Source organism: Rhizobium sp. P1_B8, from assembly GCF_056406515.1.
Genome location: NZ_JBFTZZ010000008.1, coordinates 27495 through 47279, shown reverse-complemented (window position 1 = coordinate 47279; position 19785 = coordinate 27495). Strand labels below are relative to the sequence as shown.

Genomic DNA, 19785 nt, shown 5'->3' with positions numbered 1-19785 from the left:
GGCGTCCCTCGACCACAAAAGGGGAACTGCCGACCATGTTGACAGCACTGATGAAGACGCAATTCCTGAGCTGCCTCGGCCTCGCTTCGATGCTTGCCGCCGCCTCGCCGGCGCTTGCCCTCGACAAGGTGAGCTACGGGACGAACTGGCTTGCCCAGGCGGAACATGGCGGGTTCTACCAAGCCGTTGCCGACGGCACCTATGCAAAATACGGCCTCGACGTCACCATCGTCCAGGGCGGCCCGAATGCTGCAAACAGCGCGCTGCTGATCTCCGGCAAGCTCGATTTCTACATGGGCGGCCCTCAGGGCGAAATATCCGCCGTCGAACAGGGCATTCCGCTGGTCGATGTCGCCGCGATCTTCCAAAAGGATCCGCAGGTGCTGATCGCCCATCCGGACAATGGCGTCGACAAGTTCGAGGATCTCGCCAAGCTGAAAACGCTGTTCCTCAGCAAGGACGGCTACCTCACCTATTTCGAATGGATGAAGGCAAACTTCAAAGGTTTCAAGGACGAGCAGTACAAGCCCTATAACTTCAGTCCCGCCCCCTTCCTCGCAGACAAGGACTCTGCCCAGCAGGGGTACCTGACCTCCGAACCTTACGAGATCCAGAAGCAGGCAGGCTTCGAGCCGAAGGTCTTCCTGCTCGCCGACAACGGCTACTCGCCCTATTCGACGATGATCACGACAACACAGGCGATGATCGACAGCAAGTCCGATGTCGTGCAGCGCTTCGTCGATGCCTCGATCGAGGGCTGGTACAACTACCTCCATGGCGACAACAGCAAGGCGAACGAGCTGATCAAGAAGGATAATCCTGAAATGACGGATGGCCAGCTCGCCTACTCGATCGCCAAGATGAAGGAATACGGCATCATCGAATCCGGCGACAGCCTCGACAAGGGCATCGGCTGCATCACCGACGCCCATTACAAGAAGTTCTTCGACGAGATGACTGCCATCAAGGTCTTCAAGACCGACACCGACTATACCAAGGCCTTCACGACGAAGTTCGTATGCAAGGGCACCGGAATTGCGCTGAAGAAATAAGCCTCCCAGGCCAGGTCCGCCGCTCGTCTGGCGGCGGACCGCACTCCTTCGATAAATGAGTGAGAAAATGTCCCTAGCCGAAACCAAGGCGGCGCCTTCCAAGGAAGCGAGAAAGCGGCCGCTGGTCGTCATGCAGTCGGTGTCAAAGGTCTTTTCCAGCGGCACCACAGCACTTTCGGGCATGTCGCTGACCGTCGAAAGCGGCGAATTCATTAGCCTGCTTGGACCTTCCGGCTGCGGCAAGTCCACGGCGCTGCGCATCATCGCAGGCCTTGGCGACATCACCGCGGGCAAGATCGACTGGCCAAGTTCACGCATCAATTCCAAGGGCCTGCCTGAAGGCGATATCGGCTTCGTCTTCCAGGAGCCGACGCTGATGCCGTGGAAGACCGTTTTCGGCAACGTCTACCTGCCGCTGAAACTCCGCGGGATCTCCAAGGCGGAAGCCCGCGACCGGATCACGGAAGCGCTGGCGACCGTCAGTCTTCAGGATTTCGCCGATGCCTATCCGCGCGAACTCTCCGGCGGCATGAAGATGCGCGTATCGATCGCTCGGGCGCTGGTGACCAAGCCGAAGCTGCTGTTGATGGATGAGCCTTTCGCCGCGCTCGACGAGATCACGCGCCAAAGGCTCAACGACGATGTGCTGCGGCTATGGAAGACGACCGGGATTACGGTGATCTTCGTGACGCATTCGGTCTTCGAATCCGCTTATCTCTCGAACCGGATCGTGGTGATGAAGGCAAGGCCCGGCCGCGTGTATGCCGATTTTCCGCTGACCACCAGCCTCGAGCGGGATTCGCATTATCGAACCTCCGAACAATATCGGCAGGCCTGCGAAAAGGCGTCCCGTTCGCTGATCGAGGCGATGGGCGGATCGGAGGAGCACTGATGAGCGTCGAAAGCATCGAAACCGCCGGAGCCGTATCCCCGCCCGCCTCGCAACCGGCGAATGCCCGGCGGCGTGAGCTGGCGCTACGCATCGCCGTGCCTCTCCTCGTCATCACCGTGCTCGTCATCGTCTGGGAGCTTTACGTGGTGCTCTCGGGCGTTCCGCCATACATCCTCCCCGGCCCCGGCGCGGTGGCCGCGGCCTTTGTCAATGATTGGGGCACGCTGGCTCCAGCCCTCTGGGTCACGACCAAGATCACCTTCATCTCGCTGATGCTGGCGCTTGTCGGCGGCGTGGGTTTTGCGATCTTCCTGGTGCAATCGCGCTGGATCGAGATCGCCTTCTATCCGCTCGCCGTTATCCTGCAGGTGACGCCGATCGTGGCGATCTCGCCGCTGATCCTGATCTACGCTCCCTCCACGCAGGTCGCGCTCCTCATCTGCGCCTTCCTCGTCGCGTTTTTCCCGATCCTGTCGAACATGGTGCAGGGCCTGAAGAGTGTCGACCATAACCTCATCAACCTCTTCGAACTCTATGGCGCCTCGCGCTGGCAGACGTTGATCCATCTGAAGATCCCGGCCGCCCAGCCCTATTTCATGACCGGTCTTCGCATCGGCGGCGGGCTCGCGCTGATCGCCGCCGTCGTCGCTGAATTTGCTGCAGGCTCGGCCGGTGCCGGCTCCGGCCTCGCCTTCCGCCTGCTCGAAGCGCAGTACCGGATGAACATCCCGCGCCTATTCGCAGCGCTGTTGATGCTCTCCATGCTTGGGGTAGCGATCTTCGGCCTCACCACCCTCATTGCCTGGCTGAGCCTTCACCGCTGGCATGAAAGCAGCATCAAACGGGAAAACTGATGACTTATTCCTTCATATCCCCGCCAAATGCGGCCCGCTTCGTGCTGAGCAATGCGACAGTGCCCGCCGTCACCCTCGAGCATGTCGACGTGCCAATCACCGAGGGACTGGCCACGGTCGATATCGTCATCAGCGACGGCATGATTGCAGCCATCCGGCCGGCCGGCGCCGCACCCGCCGATTATGCCAGGATCGATCTCAAGGACGGCATGGTCTGGCCGTGTTTTGCCGATATCCATACTCATCTCGACAAAGGCCATATCTGGCCGCGCCAGGCCAACCCCGACGGCAGCTTCGTGGGCGCGCTCGATGCCGTCAGGGCCGACCGGGAAGCCAACTGGTCGGCCGCAGACGTCAAACGGCGCATGGAATTCTCGCTCCGCTCCGCCTATGCCCATGGCACCAGCCTGATCCGCACGCACCTGGATTCGCTTGCGCCCCAGCATCGCATCTCCTTCGAGGTTTTTGCCGAAACCCGGGATGCCTGGAGAGACAGGATTGCACTGCAGGCGGTCGCCCTCTTCCCGCTGGATGCCATGGCAGACAGCATCTTCTTTGCCGATCTCGTCACAACGGTCAGACAGAGCGGCGGCCTGCTTGGCGGCGTCACCCGGATGGGGCCGGAGCTCGTCTGGCAGCTCGACACGCTCTTCAGGACTGCCGCGGAGCATGGCCTGGATGTCGATCTGCATGTGGACGAGACGGATGATCGCGGCGCCGAGACGCTGAAAGCAATTGCCGAGGCCGTGCTGCGCAACGGGTTCGAGGGCAAGGTGACCGCCGGCCATTGCTGCTCGCTCGCCCGCCAGGATGAAGACACCGCCGCGCGCACCGTCGCGTTGGTCGCCAAGGCAGGTATCGCGGTCATCGCACTGCCGATGTGCAACATGTATCTACAGGATCGCTATCCCGGCCGCACCCCGCGCTGGCGCGGCGTCACGCTGTTCAAGGAACTTGCGGCCGCCGGCGTCGCGACCGCTGTCGCATCCGACAATACGCGTGACCCCTTCTATGCTTATGGTGATCTCGATCCAGTGGAGGTCTTCCGTGAGGCCGTGCGGATCCTGCATCTCGACCATCCGCTCGATACCGCCGCCCGCGTCGTCACCACCTCGCCCGCCGCCATCGTCGGACGGTCGGACAAGGGCCGTATCGCCGCCGGCGATCCGGCCGATCTCGTGCTCTTCAGCGCGCGGCGCTGGAGTGAATTCCTGTCCCGTCCGCAGTCTGACCGCGTCGTGCTTCGCCGCGGCAAGGTGATCGACCGCAGCCTGCCGGATTACCGTGAACTCGATAACGTCGTTGGAGCCTGACATGGCCGATTATCAGAAGATCAAAAAAGAACTTGATGGCATCGCCGTCGAGGACAATCCCGCGCTGGTTCGCCAGAAGAGCCGGGATTTCTATTGGTATTCGCCTGTCCTCAAAGCCCAGCTCGACAATGTGACGGCCGATATCGTCGTCACGCCGAAGACCGAGGAAGAGGTCATCCGGACGCTGAAGGTCGCCTATGCCCATGGCGTGCCGGTCACGCCGCGCGGCGCCGGCACCGGCAATTACGGCCAGGCCATGCCACTTTCCGGCGGCATCGTGCTGAACCTTGCCGCCATGGACAAGATCAAGGAGATCCATCCCGGCCGCGTCATCTGCGAACCCGGCATCGTGCTTGCCCAACTCGACAAGCAAACCAAGGCCCATTCCGGCCAGGAGCTGCGTTTCCACCCCTCCACCGCCCAGACGGCGACGGTCGGCGGTTTCATCGCCGGCGGTTCCGGCGGTGTCGGCTCGATCACCTGGGGCGGCTTGCGTGACCTCGGCAATATATTGCGGCTCCGCGTCGTCACCATGGAGGCCGAACCGCGCGTCCTTGATCTCACCGGCTGGGATCTCCAGAAAGTGAGCCATGCCTACGGCACGAACGGCATCATCACCGAGATCGAGATGCCGCTGGCACCTGCATATGACTGGGTCGATGTGCTCGTCGGCTATGACGACTTCATGGAAGCGGTGCGCTTCTCCGACGCGCTGGCGAAATGCAACGGCATCCTCGTCAAGGAGATCGCACCGATCGCGGCTCCCATTCCTCACGATTATTTCACCCGCCACAAGCCTTACATCCGTCAGGGCCAGTCGATCGTCGTGCTGATGATTGCGCCGCACTCCATGGATGCCTTTCTTGCCTTCACGGCGGCGCAGAAGGGCGAGATCATGTTCCGCTCCGACAAAGTGGAAAGCATGCGCGGCATTCCGCATGCCTATGAGCTTGCCTGGAACCACACGACATTGCGTGCGCTGAAGGTCGACCCGAGCTTCACCTATCTGCAGGTGCAATATCCAGGCCCGGACCATGTCGCCAAGGTGCGGAAGATGGTCGAAATTTTCGGTGACGAAGTGCCGGGGCATCTCGAATTCATCAAGTTTGACGGCCAGATCCAGTGCTCCGGCCTGCCGCTGGTCCGCTATACCACCGAAGAGCGGCTGGAAGAGATCATCAAGATCCACCAGGACAATGGATGCCCGATCTTCAACCCGCACCGCTATACGCTTGAAGAAGGCGGCATGAAGCGCACCGACGCTGTTCAGCTTGCCTTCAAGCAGGAAACCGATCCGAAGGGCCTGCTCAATCCCGGCAAGATGATTGCGTGGGAAAATCCCAATTTCGATTTCAACGCCGGCAAGAACTATCTCTTCCCCGGCCTGGCGGCCCTGATGGAGGCTTCATGAGGGTTCTCGTCCTCCACTCTCACCCGGTCGAGGAAAGTTACGGCAAGGCGCTTTACCGGCAGACCGTCGAGAGCCTTGAGAAGGCCGGGCATATGGTGGACGCCTGCGACCTCTATGAAGAGCAGTTCGATCCGGTGCTCTCGCGCCACGACCGGCTCGTCTATCACGACTATCCGGAAAATCTGAAGCTGGTGGCGCCCCATGTCGACCGGCTCAAAGCGGCCGAGGGGCTGGTGATCTGCACCCCGATCTGGAACTTCGGCTTTCCGGCTATCCTGAAGGGATATTTCGACCGTGTGTGGCTACCGGGTGTTTCCTTCCAATTGGTCAACGGCAAGGTAGAATCGCGGCTGCGCCACATCCGCAAGCTCGCAGCCGTCCTGACTTACGGCGCGACGCCCTTCCGCGCCTTCGCCGCCGGCAACCCGCCGAAGAAAATCGTCAAGCGCGTGCTGAGAGCGCAGATCAATCCGGTGAGGCCGGTGACGTTCCTCGCTCATTACGATATGAACAATTGCACGCCAGAGACGCGGGCAAAATTCCTCACCCGCGTCGGAGACGCGATGGAGCGATTCTAGAGCAATTCGAGCAAAAGAGTGCCGCGGTTTTGACAGGCAAAGCGCGAAGCGCTCTTGCCGGGAATTGCGTGAAAACAAAGATGTAGAGCATCTCCGTGCTTCGAAGGAAAAACGGAAATGCTCTACAAGATTTTCGCGGCCGTCACCTCGACCTCGACGAGGAACTCAGGGCGCGTAAAGCCGCCGATGACGAGCAAGGTGGAAACCGGCTTTGGATCGAGCGTATAGCGATCCCGGACTGCCATGTAGGCCGGGAAATCCTCGCGGCGGGTGACGAAGCCCGAAATGCGGATAACATCGGCAAAACTCATCTCCGCCTCCTGCAGAATCGCCTTGATCGCCTCGAAGCAGAGTTCCGCCTGAGCAGTGATGTCGCTCGGAACAGCATCGTCGAGGCCGATACCAAGCTGGCCCGAGGTGACGAGAAGCGATGCGCCGGGGGGCACGAGCAGGCCGTGATTATAATTTCCAAAAGGCCGGCGTACCGACGCCGGATTGAAGGTCTTCTTCATCGCTGAACTTTCCCGTAGGTCTGCAGATGCCGACCCTACAAGATGCAGCGGGATATGAGAATATCGCTGCCGCCCATAATGTCTTGCGACAAGAGGCAGGACGATCGTCGGATCGAGCCGACGACCGTCTTGGGGCCAGTTCAATATCTTCGGCACCCGATCTGACGTCCGCCGCGCGTCATCTTTGCGTCACGCGCCGCGGAGCGACCAAGTGGATCGGCCGGTTGCCTTCGAAGGCCCGTCCGCTGCGCTGTCCGTCCGCCGCGCCTTTATCGCCGTCCAATTGAAACTGGTTGACCAGATCCCGCAGGCGGCCTGCCTCGGAGGACAATGAGGCAACGGCAGCCGTCGACTGCTCGACCATCGCTGCATTTTGCTGGGTCGCCTGGTCCATCTGATTGACGGCCGTGTTGATTTCGGCAAGTCCCGTCGACTGCTCACGCGCCGATGTGGCAATCGCATCCATGAGTTGGTTGATGTGCACGACGTACTCACCGATCGACTTCAGCGACGTTCCGGTTTCGAGAACCAGTTTCACGCCATTTTCCACGTCAGTTGATGACTTTTGAATAAAGCCCTTGATCTCCTTGGCCGCTTGAGCGGCGCGCTGGGCAAGCTCACGGACTTCCTGGGCGACCACTGCAAAGCCTTTGCCCGCCTCACCCGCACGGGCAGCCTCAACGCCGGCATTCAACGCCAAGAGGTTCGTCTGGAAGGCGATCTCATCAATTGCACTAATGATGTTGGAAATCTGCTGTGAACTTTCCTCGATGCGTCGCATGGCCTGTTCCGCCTCCGAGACCACAGTTGCCGACCGCTGAGCGCTGATATCGGCTTCTTTGGCCACATTGCGTGCCTCGTCGGTGCGTTTGGTCGCCATCGTCACATTCGACGTGATCTGGTCCAACGCTGCGGCCGTCTCCTCGAGAGAGGCTGCTTGTTGCTCGGTACGCTTGGAAAGATCCTGCGCCGCCGATGCAATCTCCCCGGTACCGTTGTCTATGCTGTGTACCGTCTGGAGCACTGCGCCGATCGTCGCGCCCAATTGCCGGAGCGAAGCGTTGAAGTCTTCGCGCAAGGCTTCGTATTCGGCCGCAAATTGCTCCGAAAGCTGGAAGGATATGTCGCCTGCTGCAAGCCGCCGGAGGCCTCCGCCCAATGTCGTGGTCGCGAAGCGCAATTGTTCCGCCTCGCGTTCGGCGCGCTGCTGGGCGGCGGCGCGCGCTGCCTCGCTCTCGCTGCGAGATTCGGCGGCTTCCTTCTCGAGCCTGACGACGTTGAGGGCATTCTGGCGAAAGATTTCGACCGCGCCGGCCATTTCGCCGACTTCATCGGCGCGACCGGCATAGGGAATATCACTGTCAAGATCGCCATCCGACAAGCGCCTCATGGCGGAAGCGATGCTTCGGATCGGGTTGGCGATGCCCGATATCGCAAAGAAGATGCCGGCAATGGCAAGAAGCACGGCCAGCCCTGCGATCGCGGCCGTCAGCATGAAAGCGGATTGCGCAGAATCACCGCTTGCGGTCACAAAGCCTTCGGCCTGGCTGAGAATGAAAGCGACCAGATCCGCCACCGCCTTGTTCACCAACTCGGCTTGCGGCTCCATATTTTCCTTGAAGAGGCGGATTGCTTCAGGCGTCTTCCCGTCATTTTCAAACGCGATCATTTGCTCTGACAGCGCGCGATATTTGGCGAGTTCCGGCTTGATCTGATTGATCAGTTCCCGCCCACGCTCGGTGCGCACGCCCTTTTCGTATTCGCTGACAACTTTCTCGACCGCTGTGCCGGCGGCATCGATTTTTTGCTGTCCGACCTTCCGCTCCTCCGCTGTATCCTCCAGGAGATACTGGGCATAGACCAATTTCAGGTCGAGGAAGTCATCCTTGATCTCGCGAGCCGTCACAAGCCGCTGCATCCAGAAGGTCCCGATCTGCTCAGTATTGGCACGAAGTGTGGAAATCGTGCTCAGCGAGACATAGGACAGGCCAACCATGAACAGACTGATGATCGACAGCTTTAAGATCAGGGCTTGCTTGATACTCGGGCGCTTCATGCGGGTCTCCTCGAAGGTAGTGGGACGACCGGCGTGCCGGTTGATGCAAGATCTCGCGCCAGATTCAATAATTTAGTGTTAACTAAACAATGATCCCGCTTTATTTCCTCAGATCTTCTAAGCAGATCCATACTTCCGCGATCAATTCAGCGCCCTGCGACTTAAAGTTCCTGGAAATCCAAGGAAATAGCAGCCATGGCGAGCGAAAATCTCACCACATCAGGTCTCGATACCAAGAAGAGGATCGATCGACATTGATTCGGATCGGCACGATCTGGTCATCTTCGCCACGGAGAACGAACGTTGGAATGTCCGATCGCCTTCAAGACGGGAAACGCCGATCCGTTCACGCAACTCTCCTGCTGTCTGCAACGGCGGCAAGTACCTGCATGCTTGCCAATCGATCCACGGAACACATACTGGGTCCATGCAGCAATCAGAAAACCAACCTGCCGACATTGAAATAGCGCTCTGGCAGTATTCCGAGAGCGGAGGCGACTGGAACCGCTGGATGCAGTCGCTTTCATCGGATGAACGGGGTCGCGCCGCGAGCTATCGGTTTGAACGAGATCGGGCATCGTTCATTGCCGGCCGGTATCTCTTGCGGCAACTGTTGAGCCTGCAGACCGGGATATCGCCGAGCAAGGTCCCATTGTCTCCAGACAGGCACGGCAAGCTGAGGCTTGAGGGTCCTGATAGGCCGCAATTCAGCCTCGCCAATGCTGACGGGCTTGTCGCCGTCGCTGTCGCTTCAGGATGTGATTACGTGGGAATAGATTGCGAGCGCGTCGACGCCGAGATCGAAGAGGCGGCAATGGATAGCTATTGCAGCGCAGATGAACGGCGCTGGCTCGTGGAATTGCCTGCGTCCGAACGCGCGCGCGCGGCCATTGCACTTTGGACCCTTAAGGAGAGCCATCTAAAGGCACTCGGCGTCGGGCTACGCGAGGATCCCCGCAACGTCGCCTTTTCCTGGAGGGATGGCATCCCCGTCATGGTCGAAGGCGGCGATCGCGATCGACGATGGCATCACCGTCTGGTCGAAAGCGGCAGCCAGCACGTCGTCGCGCTGGCTGCTTGCTCTCAGTCCGGGCTCCCCGGCATTTCGACACGCCTATTTCAGGACGATAACATGCCGTCCGAATAGCCGGCTCGGAGCTGATGAGGCATTGCGGCAGCGGTCTCCGTCGCCCAGGCCAGTTGCCCATTGTCGGGTTCAGCATCGAAATGTTGCCGGCCGAGAAGCGTATTGACGATGGTTGCGCTGCGCCAGGCCATGAGGCTGAGCTGAGAGTCGGCGATACCGTGCGAATATCGCCCCGCATTCTGCGCAAACAGCCGGTTGGTCCGCGGACCCGTCCACTGCATCGTGTAGTCGTCATTGAGAAGCGGATAGCCGTTTCTGTCGAGCGTTATCCTTTCGCCCAGCGAGCCGAGAGCATCCGGCAGTCGGAACCGGTAGCCGGTGGCGAGCACCACCGCATCTGCATGCAGCACCTCGATCCCGCCGTCGAATTGGTTCCTGACGATGAGCCGGTAGGCATTGCCGTTCCGCTCCATCTGAATCACATCGCGATTGGGCGCCAGAGAGGCATTGAGCGTGCTCGGTTCCAGATAACGCAACGCATAGAGGCGGCGGTAGATCGAGTGAATCGTCGAAATCGACAGGCCGTCGCTGGTCAGGATCGAGTTCTTCAAAGCGGCCTGCTTCTGCTCGCCGCCGAGCTTCAGATAGGCCTGGACGTATTCCGGTGAGAAGACCTGGTTCGAAAACGGCGTATCGTTGATCGGCTCGAAATTATGACGCCGGCTGATCCATGTCAGCTCCGTCATGGAACCGGGATCGCCAAGCAAGGCTTCGACGACCTCGCCGCCGCTTTGACCGCCGCCGACCACGACGATGCGGGCGGTGCCGAGATCGCCGAGACGCGATTTGGCCTCGCTGTTATGAAAGCAATCGGCCCCTAGAAACGGTTTTGCCCAGTCGGGCACGAAGGGTGAAGATCCCGTGCCGATCACCAGGTTTCGCGCTTCTTCCTGTCCGTTGTCGAACCGCAGGAAGAAGCGGTCGTCGCGGTGCTCGACGTCGCGGATCTCCGTGCCAAAGCGCAGGCCGTCCACGCCGTTGGCGACCCAGGCGAGATAACGTGCAAATTCCTGCCGGGGAACGGCCTCATAATTGGCGTTAAGGAAAGCGTAGAGCCTCTTATGGGCAACCAGATAGGAGACGAATGACCAGCGGCTGGTCGGCAGGACCGGGGTGACGAGGTCTTTCAGAAAGGACGATTGCAGCTCGACGCCGGGCATCATCATGCCGGGATGCCAGTCGAAGGAGTCTCGTCGCTCGAAGAAGCGGCTTCTGATCTCGGGCACCGACTCGAACAGGCAGGCGAGGCTCAGATTGGAGGGGCCGATGCCGATGCCGGCAATATCCAGCGGCTCGGCATCCCTGCGGGCGAAAGCGACGGTCATGCGATATCCTTCTCTGTTTCCTTGAGACGCAGGGCAAGCCTTGAGTGGAAGGCGGGAGACCCGATCATGTGCAGATGGTTGGTGCCGGTGATGATTTCGGCCGCATGCGCCCGCGGCGACAGGCGGCGCCAGTCGATCAGGTTGAGGCCGCGGTTGAGGCTGTCGTCGGCAGCCCAGGGATAGATCGGTACATCGTGAGGAACGAGCTGGTGCTTGCGGAAGATCAGGGCATTGTCGATAAGCACCCAAAACGTATGCTCACGACTGCTGATATCAGGCCCGTCGTTTGGAAGCGGGTCCTTTTCGTCGCCGACAAAACGCAGGAACTGGTCGTAGGTATCCGCGTCCATCGTCGACAGCAGCCGATCCCATTCGGGACGCATCGCCGTTCTTCCAAGCCACGCCTGCACGTCTCGATGAAGTTCATCGCGCTCGCCGGGCCGGAACCTCGGCTTTGCGCCGATCGCGAATTCCGATCCGAGATCGCAAACGTCGACCATCGCCATCATCCTGACGTCGACTTGATCACCGAGGGCGCGGGCAGCCTCGTAGGCCAGAAGCCCGCCCCAGGACCAGCCGAGGAAATAGCAGGGCGCGCCCTGACTATGTGTCCTGATATAATCGACATAGCTCTCGATGATCTCTTCGACCGGAGCGCCGACTGCCTTTTTCTCGGAGAGCGAGTGGCAGATGAAGCCGGTCGCCGGCTGATCGGCTCCGAGATAGTCGACGAGCTTGACATATTCGCGGGTGCTGACGAGAAGCCCCGGGAAGCAGTAGAGCCGCGGCTTGGCGCCGGAAGCGCGCAGCACGATCACCTCGGAGAGATCCCGTTGATCCCCCTGCTCCATCACGCCGGCAAACGAGCGAATGGTCGGGTTGTTGAAGATATCGGCGACGATGAGCGGGGTTTTCGGTCGGCGCTGCCGGAGCAAGGAAAGAATACGGATCGCTCCGAGCGAATTGCCGCCGATCGCGAAGAAATTGTCCTCGACGCTGATTGCTTCCAACTTGAGTACCTGCCGCCAGACATCCAGCACCTCTTCTTCGAGCACGGTTGCCGGCTCGACGATTGCGCGCTTAACCGGTTGCGGCGCCGGCAGCGCAAATCGATCGAGCTTGCTGTTCGGATTGGTCGGCATTTTTTCCAGTTCTACCACGGCAGCCGGCACCATATAGGACGGCAGACTGCGCTCGAGGCCGGCGCGGGTCGTCTCGACGTCAAGCGTCTCGTCTTTCTTCGGGACGACGTAGGCAACGAGCGCCTTTTCACCGCCGGGATCGTCATCGCGCAGGACGACCAGAGCCTCGCCGACACCCGGCTGCTGGAGGAGAGCCGCTTCGATCTCGCCGAGCTCGATCCGGTAGCCACGAAGCTTCACCTGATGGTCGACACGACCGACGAATTCGACGGTTCCGTCATCACGCCAACGCGTCAGATCGCCGGAACGATAAAGCCGGCCGCCCTCCGTGAAGAACGGATCGGGGATGAAGCGGTCCGCCGTCGTATCCGGCTTGCCGAGATAGCCGCGTGCGATACCCTCACCACCGATATAGAGTTCGCCCGTCACGCCGATCGGGCACGGATTGAGGTCAGGGTCGAGCACATAGACGCGCCTTAACCCGACAGCGCGACCGAGGGGAGCATAGACCCCCTGGAACTTCGTGCCCGCCCTCACCTTCCAGACCATCGGCGTCATGATGGTTTCGGTCGGCCCGTAGCCGTTGATCAGCCATTCCGATTTCAGCGCCCGCGACAGCAGATCGAAGGTCGGTTGCGCCAGCCCCTCGCCGCCGAAGGAATAAAGGCGCATTGGGGGCGCGCCGTCTGAAATATCAGCCCATTCCGCCAGCTGCTGCAGATAGGTTGTGGGAATGCTGGCATTGTTGGCGCCGTGCTTGCGCATGGCCGTCAATGTCTCTTCCGGCGTCCACAGCGGCTGATCGGGAAGAATGATACTGCCGCCCTCCATCAGCGGGTTCATCCATCGCTCGTGCCCGCCGTCCGAACTGAAAGGCAGGAACGGCAGCTCACGGGACGCCGAGCTCATGCCATAGACACGCGAGGTGTTCTGCAGATGGTGCGTCAGCGGGCCGTGCTCGACGGCCACGCCCTTCGGCAATCCGGTCGATCCGGAGGTATACATGACATAGGCCAGCTGATCCTTGTGAGTGGGAATATCGAGCGGCGTATCCGGCTCGCCGTCGAGGTCGATCTTGTCGAGGTCGAGGATAATGGCGTCGAGCTCTTCCGGCAGCCGATGGCGAAGCCAGCTGTGGGTCAGAACGATTTTGACACCGCCATCGCGCAGAATGTGATGGTTGCGTACCGGCGGATGGTCGGGCTCGACCGGGATATAGGCGCCGCCCGCCTTCAGCGTCGCGAGGATCCCGACGATTGCCTCTGGCGAGCGCTTGATGAAGATGGCGACCGTCACCTCGGCGCGAACGCCCAGCTGACGCAACCGATGTGCGAGACGGTTGGTGCCGGCCTCCAGCCAGCCATGGCTCCATTCCTCGTCACCGTAGACAATCGCCGTCTTCTCCGGCGTCTGGCGCGAATGGGCTGATATCAGCTCGTGGACCGGCCTGTCATCGTTGACCACCTCATCTTCGTAGGGCGCCGACAACTGGTCGAGCTCGTCGCTGCCCACAAGTTCGATGTCCTTGATCCGCACGTTCGGCCGCGCAACGATCTGCTCGAGCACAAGGATGAAATGCCGGGAGACACGGGCAATCAGGGCGCTGTCATAGAGATCGTGTGCATAATCGATCAGCCCGGATGCAGCACCATCCAGACCTGCTTCGATCACCAGGGAAAGCTCGCTGTCGGCGCGCGCGCCCAGGGGCGCCAGATTTGTTGCGTGCCTGGGGATCGCATACGGCTCGCGGAATTCGAACAGGGCCTTGACCACCGCTTCCTGGGCCGCCGCTTCGTCGACGACCAGTTCCTGGGTGATGCGCTCCAGCGGAACCAGCCGGGCAAGCCCCTCCTGCGTTACCGAAGTGATCGCAGTGATGACATCGTCGAGCGAATTTCTGGATGTTAGCGATAGGGTGAGGGGAAGGATCTGTTCGGCACGGCCGCGGATCGCAAGGTGCTCCTTCTGCGGCCGCGCGATCAGGAGCCCGGTCAGCAAGGCGTAGTTGCCGCTGTAGCGTGCCAGGAGCGCGCAAAAGGCGGCATGCAACACGCGCTCGACTTGATATCCCTTTTGCTGCGCATGTCGATCGAGCTTTTCCCAGAGACCGGGTTCGATCGAAAATCGATGCTGAGCGCGTGCCACGCCTGCCAGCCCGCCACTGTTGAAGCGGGTGGGAAAGGTCGTGGCCGCGTAGTCGAGGCCGATCGTTTGCCGCCAGTAGGAGAGGGATTGCTGCGCCTGCTCTGTCTGCAGCCACTCGGCCTCTCGTGTTCCGGCCAATATATCTGTCAGCTGCGTGTCGCCGGCGGGTCCGCCATCGAGAATTCGCGTTAGGGAGCCGGCGAGAACGGACTTCTCGCGATCGTCTGAGATGATTGGATGAAGCACGATCGTCAGAAGCGACTGTCCGTCGGCAAGCAAGACAATCTGAACACGTGCCGGCGGACCGCTGAGGAGATCGAAGCGTCTGTCGCGGAAGGCTTTCTGTTCGGCCCAAGCATCCGGCTCGGCAAGAGCAGCACCTTCACCGACAATCTCGATCGGCACAGCATTTAGTGTGCCGCAGTACTGTTCGACGCGACCGCCCGCCAGCCGTCGGAATCGGGTGGCAAGGGAGGGATGTTGCGCCACCAGCGTCCGGCAGGCGCCGGCAATCGTCTTGACGTCGACCGCCGGGCTCAATCGCAGCGAAATGACCTGGTCGGGAAAGACCGTGTAGTTGCCGATCTGCTCCAGCGACCAGATACGCTTCTGCGCGATCGTCAGCGGAAAGCTCTCGAAGACCGCGTCCGTTGCGACATCGGTCGGGTAGGCATCTGCGAAGTTTGTGATCTGCTTGTTCATCCGTGCCATCCAGCCGTTTTCAGAGACGCGCGTCGCCGGCGATTGCCGAGCGCAAAGAGAGAGGGCGCGGGTCCGCCCAGACGTCACGGATATGCGCCAGGCATTGCTGGCGCGAGCCGGCAAAGCCCGCCGGCTCCCAGCCCAAGGGAATCCGCTTGTCCTGCGGCCAGACCGAGTAGCGACGCTCGGTGTCGATGACGGCGATCCAAAGATCGTCGTGAGGCTCAAGATTATCCATTCGCAGCTCCTGCGGTGATGATGGTCATGCGCAAGTGACGGATCCGGCAGGCTGCAGTTTAGAAAATTGATGAGAATTTTTTTCTTCGCTTACCCCTAAACCCAGCGGGAGATGGATCGTCATTCTACTAAATCGGCACAGGAGCACGCTTCATGCTCGCAGCGCCGAGAGCCCGACCGGCCCGCGAACCGGCCAAGGAGAACATCATGGATTTCGACGCCGTCAAACAAAGGCGCGCTTTGCAGTCGCGCAGCTACATCAGCCTCGCACCCAATCTCATTCACCTCAAGACCGCCTACGGCCACCACGAAGCCGCATTCGAGGTCGAAGCCGGCATAACGTCGGTGACCTTCTACCATGGAGATCCGGTGCAATCGCCGGAGCTTCTGATGGCGGCCGCCGAAGCGGTGACGGCACAAGATCGCTCGATTACATCAGTCGTCTTCGAAGGGCATCAGACAAGCCTTCCCAGACACATTGCCGGCACAGGCGGAAGGCTCGATTCGGCGATCCTATGGCAATGGCCATCGCTCTGGCTGCCGCAGCTGTCCTATCCGCTGCCGCCCGTGCAGGAGATGACCGCGGGCCGGTATCATCCGCGCCGACCCGCAAAGCCGAAGGGCACGGTCTACCAGCGTTTCATCCCCTGGCTGGAACGGGAAATCGCCTTCACCGTGGCCGATGCCGAGACCGATCTTGCCGTCTTTCATCGCTGGATGAACGACGAACAGGTCAACATGATCTGGGAGGATGCAGGCTCGATCGACAAACATCGGGAGATTCTGGAGGAGAGGATCGCCGATCCGCATGTCCTGCCGCTGATCGGCAGTTTCGCGGATATCCCCTTCGGCTATTTCGAAGTCTACTGGGCAAAGGAGAACCGTCTCGGTCCCTTTTACGACGCCGACGACTATGATCGTGGATGGCATGTGGCGATCGGCGAGCCCGATTATCGCGGCAAGAAATGGATCAGCGCATGGCTTCCTTCGCTGATGCATTTCATCTTCCTCGACGATCCGCGCACGAAGCGTATCGTCGGCGAGCCGCGCGCCAGTCACGAGCAGCAGATCCGCAACCTCGACCGCTCGGGTTTTGCCAAGGTCAAGCATTTCGATTTTCCGCACAAGCGGGCGCTCCTCGTAGTGCTCGGCCGCGAGCGCTTCTTCGGTGATCGTCTCTGGGTGCCCGCGTCATGAACGACATGAGCGACGCAAGCGGCAGCTTCCGGAGACGGCAGCGCCTCGCACCGGAGGACCTTGCCAGTCCCCAGCTTTTCAGGCTGCTGCTTCGGCTTGGACTGCCGGCGATGTTCGGCCTGTCGATCAACGCCGCCCATCACACGATCAACATGATCTTCATCGGAATGATCGGTGAAGATCAGATCGCGGCGATCATGATCGTCCTGCCGGTCCTCATGCTCGTCGCGGCCTTCGGGGAAGGGATCGGCGTCGGTGTCGCAACCGAGGTCGGGCGGACGCTCGGAGCCGGCAACCGATCCCGGGCTGGCGCCATTGCCTCCGTCAGCCTTGCTGCCGGCGTCGCCTTCGGCGCGGCAAGCGCCATCGCAATCCTCGCATTTCCAGATTTGCTGCTGTTCGGCGCCACGCCTGCCCTTCAGCCGCTCGCGCAGCAATATCTGATGATCATTGCGGTCTCGGTGCCGCTTACGATGGCGCAGATCATTCTCGATTTCCTGGCGATTGCAGAGGGCAATGCCCGCTTCAGCATGTGGACGCTGGTCGCCTGCTTTGCGCTGAACATGATCCTCGACCCAATCATGATCTTTGGCTTCGGCCTCGGCCTGCAGGGCGTTGCGATCGCAACCATCCTGTCCCAACTGGTGGCACTTTGCATTTATGCTGCTTACCACGCCAGGCGGCTTGGGACGGTCCGGCTGGCGTTTGGCTGGCAGTGGAGAGATATCGGCTATCTCAGGCCTGTGCTTGCTGTGGGCGCGCCGACGACGCTGACCAGTCTCGCGACCGCAGGCGCGATTGCGGCAATGGTGTCGCTCGCCGGCACATATCACGGAGAAGCCGGCATTGCCGGTGTCGGGATTGCCTTGCGGCTGCTTGCGGTGGGAACGCTCCCGGTCATCGGCATTTCACTCGGGGCCCAGTCGATCCTGAGCTTTGCCTGGGGTCGAGGCGATACGGCCCGAGTGCTATCGGCCGCCCGCATCCTGACAGCGGTCACAACTGCGGTGAGTGGCACTTACGGGCTGGCCGCGCTCGCCTTCTCCGAAGAGCTTTCCTCGTTTTTCACCGACGATGCGACGGTGATCGGGATCGCGGCGCAAGCGATCGTCGCAACCCACCTTCCGCTTCTGCTGTTCGGCCTGCGGCAAACGGTGCTGATCCTCTTCCAGGCTCAGGGCAGAGCGAAAGCGGCGGTTGCCATCGGTCTGGCGCAGAATGGCTATCCTCTGTTTCCGCTGCTGGCTCTCCTGCCGCCGTTCTTCGGTTTTTCAGGCTTGCTGGCAGCAATGTTCCTGGCCTCTGCCCTGACCGGCCTGCTGTCGGCCGTCTGCCTGATGAGGACGCTACGCGCGCTCCGGCAGCGCGCTGCCGATCATCTGACCTCCATCCGTCCATATCCCAGCTTTTGTCCATGAGAGGATGACCATGAACCAGTCGATCAACCCGCACGACCTTGGCGCCCATGCGGCCGCTGACGATCTCTTTACGCCTGTCGATCCGGCGGCATTCAACGCCGTGTCTCCGCCGATCTTCCAGACGTCGCTGTTCACCTACGACAGTTACGAGGCGATGGAGGATGTCTTCGCCGGCCGCACTCGCAACTATATCTATTCGCGCGGCGACAATCCGACGGTCCGCGAATTCGAACTCCTGGTCGCCCGCCTCGAGGGCGCAGAGGATGGGCGCGCTTTCTCGAGCGGAACGGCCGCCATTACTTCGACAATTCTCAGTCTCGTTGAGGCGGGAGACCGGGTCGTTGCCGTTCGCCATCTCTACAACGATGTCTACCGCCTTCTGGTGAAGCTGCTCGGCAGGCTCGGTGTCGCGGTGGATTTCGTCGATCCCGCCGACCACGACGAGGTCCGCAAGGCCCTGTCGGGCGCCAAGCTGCTCTACCTCGAAAACCCCACATCCTTCGTCTTCGAGCTTCAGGACATTGCGGCGCTGTCGGCCATGGCAAAGGAGGCCGGTGTTACCACAATCATCGACAATTCCTGGGCAACGCCGCTCTTTCAAAAACCGATCCAGCATGGCGTCGATATCGTCATTCACGCCGCCTCGAAATATCTCGGCGGTCACAGCGATACGGTCGCCGGCGTCGTCGTCGGCTCGAAGGAGGCCATCGCCAGGATCAATTCAACATCCTACCCCTATGTCGGCGCCAAACTGTCACCGTTCGAGGCCTGGCTGCTGCTGCGCGGCATGCGCACGCTGCGTGTCCGTCTCAAGGAGCACGAGCGCAGCGGGCTTTTGCTGGCCGGGCGGCTGAAGGAGCATTCTGCGATCGCACGCGTTCGTCACCCGGCATTCCAGGAGCATTCCGGACGGGCAACGCTCACGGGTTATGCCGGGCTGTTCGCCTTCGACCTCAATCCCGATATCGATGTCGCCCGTTTTGTGAATAGCCTTCGCGATATCCGCCTCGGTGTCAGCTGGGGGGGACCAGAAACGCTGGTGGTCCCCGCCAAGGTCGCGTTGCAGATCCCCGACCGGATGACCTCCTTCATCCGGTTCGGTGTGAGCGAGCAGACGGTTCGTTTCGCCGTTGGCCTGGAAGAGCCGGAATTGTTGTGGAGTGATTTGCAGCAGGCGCTGCACGCCGCGAAGCGGTAGGGTCCTGTCGGTGCGCATGGTCGGGGCGGGAAGCAGGCTCAGTAATTGCCAGATGGCAATGCTCCTCTGCCGCCTTGATCATGAAGTTGACGAGGGTCCTTGAGACGCCGAGTTCGGCTGCAATATCCTTCTGCGGCACGCCGTTGAGGCGATGGCGAATGAAGGCATCGTTGGTTCGCTTCGGCAACGCCTCGAGCGAGGCAAGCACATTGCGCAAAGTCTCGGCGGCGACAAGCTGGTCGAGCACGGTGGGGATGGGAGCCGTGATCTCCTGAACCTGGTCGATCGACCTATAGTTGTTCATCTGCTGACGTCGCCGGCGGCTCTCGTCGAGTGCGAGATTATAGACCATCCGGAAGGCGTAACCGATCGGGCAACGAATGCCGTCAGTTTTGACCCCATAGGCTTTAATGACTCCATCCTGAAATATATCCTCGGAATATGACTTTGATTTGACAACGCTTTCAATCGTTTTGAGGAGTTTTTCCTTGTTTTCGATCATGGCGTTGACCACGGCATTTCCGTTCACATCACGATGCAATGTGTGCATTGTCCTGTACCCTTTTTACAAATGGAAAATCAGGCTCTGTCGTTGCTGGTCGATGC

General features: G+C 60.6%; 16 protein-coding genes. 10 read left to right on the top strand and 6 right to left on the bottom strand.

Features of this window, described 5'->3' with window-relative positions; translation table 11 throughout:
- The first annotated feature begins 35 nt into the window (after positions 1-35).
- The 6 genes from AC1D2N_RS12440 (at position 36) to AC1D2N_RS12415 (ending at position 6100) form a co-directional block, all read left to right on the top strand.
- Complete coding sequence (locus AC1D2N_RS12440; RefSeq protein ID WP_018516814.1) at positions 36-1052, top strand: ABC transporter substrate-binding protein; 1017 nt, start codon at positions 36-38, stop codon at positions 1050-1052.
- Positions 1053-1119: 67 nt separating this feature from the next.
- Complete coding sequence (locus AC1D2N_RS12435) at positions 1120-1944, top strand: ABC transporter ATP-binding protein (protein ID WP_018516815.1); 825 nt, start codon at positions 1120-1122, stop codon at positions 1942-1944.
- The gene (locus AC1D2N_RS12430; protein ID WP_018516816.1) at positions 1944-2798 is read left to right on the top strand and encodes an ABC transporter permease; all 855 of its coding nucleotides are present in this window, start codon (positions 1944-1946) and stop codon (positions 2796-2798) included. The genes AC1D2N_RS12435 and AC1D2N_RS12430 overlap by 1 nt, the downstream gene beginning before the upstream one ends.
- Complete coding sequence (locus AC1D2N_RS12425) at positions 2798-4111, top strand: cytosine deaminase (protein ID WP_018516817.1); 1314 nt, start codon at positions 2798-2800, stop codon at positions 4109-4111. Before AC1D2N_RS12430 ends, AC1D2N_RS12425 begins: the two co-directional genes overlap by 1 nt.
- Before the next feature lies 1 nt (position 4112).
- On the top strand, positions 4113-5522 hold the full coding sequence (locus AC1D2N_RS12420) for an FAD-binding oxidoreductase (RefSeq protein WP_018444699.1): 1410 nt from the start codon (positions 4113-4115) through the stop codon (positions 5520-5522).
- Entirely contained in the window at positions 5519-6100 is a 582-nt protein-coding gene (locus tag AC1D2N_RS12415) for an NAD(P)H-dependent oxidoreductase (protein ID WP_018245571.1), read from the top strand. Before AC1D2N_RS12420 ends, AC1D2N_RS12415 begins: the two co-directional genes overlap by 4 nt.
- 122 nt (positions 6101-6222) lie before the next feature.
- Here the strand turns inward: AC1D2N_RS12415 and AC1D2N_RS12410 are convergent, their stop codons facing one another.
- A complete protein-coding gene (locus AC1D2N_RS12410) occupies positions 6223-6612 on the bottom strand; it encodes a RidA family protein (RefSeq protein ID WP_018245570.1) in 390 nt (129 codons plus the stop codon).
- A 178-nt stretch (positions 6613-6790) separates the two neighbouring features.
- Positions 6791-8668, bottom strand: coding sequence for a HAMP domain-containing methyl-accepting chemotaxis protein (locus AC1D2N_RS12405; RefSeq protein WP_018516818.1), 1878 nt, complete (start codon positions 8666-8668; stop codon positions 6791-6793).
- 427 nt (positions 8669-9095) lie between these two features.
- Here AC1D2N_RS12405 and AC1D2N_RS12400 point away from each other — a divergent pair, with 427 nt between their 5' ends.
- The gene (locus tag AC1D2N_RS12400) at positions 9096-9815 is read left to right on the top strand and encodes a 4'-phosphopantetheinyl transferase family protein (RefSeq protein WP_018516819.1); all 720 of its coding nucleotides are present in this window, start codon (positions 9096-9098) and stop codon (positions 9813-9815) included.
- Here the strand turns inward: AC1D2N_RS12400 and AC1D2N_RS12395 are convergent.
- From AC1D2N_RS12395 to AC1D2N_RS12385, 3 genes are read right to left on the bottom strand one after another with little or no spacing between them, the layout of a single operon-like run.
- Positions 9788-11140, bottom strand: coding sequence for a lysine N(6)-hydroxylase/L-ornithine N(5)-oxygenase family protein (locus AC1D2N_RS12395; RefSeq protein WP_113543040.1), 1353 nt, complete (start codon positions 11138-11140; stop codon positions 9788-9790). The two genes, AC1D2N_RS12400 and AC1D2N_RS12395, sit on opposite strands and share 28 nt — an antisense overlap.
- Complete coding sequence (locus AC1D2N_RS12390; protein WP_026242331.1) at positions 11137-15129, bottom strand: non-ribosomal peptide synthetase; 3993 nt, start codon at positions 15127-15129, stop codon at positions 11137-11139. Before AC1D2N_RS12390 ends, AC1D2N_RS12395 begins: the two co-directional genes overlap by 4 nt.
- Before the next feature lie 19 nt (positions 15130-15148).
- Complete coding sequence (locus AC1D2N_RS12385; protein WP_018071314.1) at positions 15149-15367, bottom strand: MbtH family protein; 219 nt, start codon at positions 15365-15367, stop codon at positions 15149-15151.
- A 206-nt stretch (positions 15368-15573) separates the two neighbouring features.
- Here AC1D2N_RS12385 and AC1D2N_RS12380 point away from each other — a divergent pair, with 206 nt between their 5' ends.
- Genes AC1D2N_RS12380 through AC1D2N_RS12370 form a run of 3 tightly spaced genes read left to right on the top strand, consistent with a single transcriptional unit; the run spans position 15574 to position 19179 of the window.
- A complete protein-coding gene (locus AC1D2N_RS12380) occupies positions 15574-16563 on the top strand; it encodes a GNAT family N-acetyltransferase (RefSeq protein WP_026242332.1) in 990 nt (329 codons plus the stop codon).
- On the top strand, positions 16560-17981 hold the full coding sequence (locus AC1D2N_RS12375; protein ID WP_477981352.1) for an MATE family efflux transporter: 1422 nt from the start codon (positions 16560-16562) through the stop codon (positions 17979-17981). Before AC1D2N_RS12380 ends, AC1D2N_RS12375 begins: the two co-directional genes overlap by 4 nt.
- A gap of 10 nt (positions 17982-17991) precedes the next feature.
- On the top strand, positions 17992-19179 hold the full coding sequence (locus tag AC1D2N_RS12370) for a PLP-dependent transferase (RefSeq protein ID WP_026242333.1): 1188 nt from the start codon (positions 17992-17994) through the stop codon (positions 19177-19179).
- On the opposite strand, the gene AC1D2N_RS12365 is transcribed toward AC1D2N_RS12370, so the two are convergent.
- Positions 19070-19729 (bottom strand): sigma-70 family RNA polymerase sigma factor, encoded by a 660-nt coding sequence (locus AC1D2N_RS12365; RefSeq protein WP_080646133.1) that lies wholly within the window; start codon positions 19727-19729, stop codon positions 19070-19072. The two genes, AC1D2N_RS12370 and AC1D2N_RS12365, sit on opposite strands and share 110 nt — an antisense overlap.
- Between the last annotated feature and the right edge of the window lie 56 nt (positions 19730-19785).

Excerpts from the sequence above, each read along its gene's own strand:
- AC1D2N_RS12440 (WP_018516814.1), top strand. The coding sequence starts at position 36 with ATGTTGACAGCACTGATGAAGACGCAATTCCTGAGCTGCCTCGGCCTC.
- AC1D2N_RS12435 (WP_018516815.1), top strand. The coding sequence starts at position 1,120 with ATGTCCCTAGCCGAAACCAAGGCGGCGCCTTCCAAGGAAGCGAGAAAG.
- AC1D2N_RS12430 (WP_018516816.1), top strand. The coding sequence starts at position 1,944 with ATGAGCGTCGAAAGCATCGAAACCGCCGGAGCCGTATCCCCGCCCGCC.
- AC1D2N_RS12425 (WP_018516817.1), top strand. The coding sequence starts at position 2,798 with ATGACTTATTCCTTCATATCCCCGCCAAATGCGGCCCGCTTCGTGCTG.
- AC1D2N_RS12420 (WP_018444699.1), top strand. The coding sequence starts at position 4,113 with ATGGCCGATTATCAGAAGATCAAAAAAGAACTTGATGGCATCGCCGTC.
- AC1D2N_RS12415 (WP_018245571.1), top strand. The coding sequence starts at position 5,519 with ATGAGGGTTCTCGTCCTCCACTCTCACCCGGTCGAGGAAAGTTACGGC.
- AC1D2N_RS12410 (WP_018245570.1), bottom strand. The coding sequence starts at position 6,612 with ATGAAGAAGACCTTCAATCCGGCGTCGGTACGCCGGCCTTTTGGAAAT.
- AC1D2N_RS12405 (WP_018516818.1), bottom strand. The coding sequence starts at position 8,668 with ATGAAGCGCCCGAGTATCAAGCAAGCCCTGATCTTAAAGCTGTCGATC.
- AC1D2N_RS12400 (WP_018516819.1), top strand. The coding sequence starts at position 9,096 with ATGCAGCAATCAGAAAACCAACCTGCCGACATTGAAATAGCGCTCTGG.
- AC1D2N_RS12395 (WP_113543040.1), bottom strand. The coding sequence starts at position 11,140 with ATGACCGTCGCTTTCGCCCGCAGGGATGCCGAGCCGCTGGATATTGCC.
- AC1D2N_RS12390 (WP_026242331.1), bottom strand. The coding sequence starts at position 15,129 with ATGAACAAGCAGATCACAAACTTCGCAGATGCCTACCCGACCGATGTC.
- AC1D2N_RS12385 (WP_018071314.1), bottom strand. The coding sequence starts at position 15,367 with ATGGATAATCTTGAGCCTCACGACGATCTTTGGATCGCCGTCATCGAC.
- AC1D2N_RS12380 (WP_026242332.1), top strand. The coding sequence starts at position 15,574 with ATGGATTTCGACGCCGTCAAACAAAGGCGCGCTTTGCAGTCGCGCAGC.
- AC1D2N_RS12375 (WP_477981352.1), top strand. The coding sequence starts at position 16,560 with ATGAACGACATGAGCGACGCAAGCGGCAGCTTCCGGAGACGGCAGCGC.
- AC1D2N_RS12370 (WP_026242333.1), top strand. The coding sequence starts at position 17,992 with ATGAACCAGTCGATCAACCCGCACGACCTTGGCGCCCATGCGGCCGCT.
- AC1D2N_RS12365 (WP_080646133.1), bottom strand. The coding sequence starts at position 19,729 with ATGCACACATTGCATCGTGATGTGAACGGAAATGCCGTGGTCAACGCC.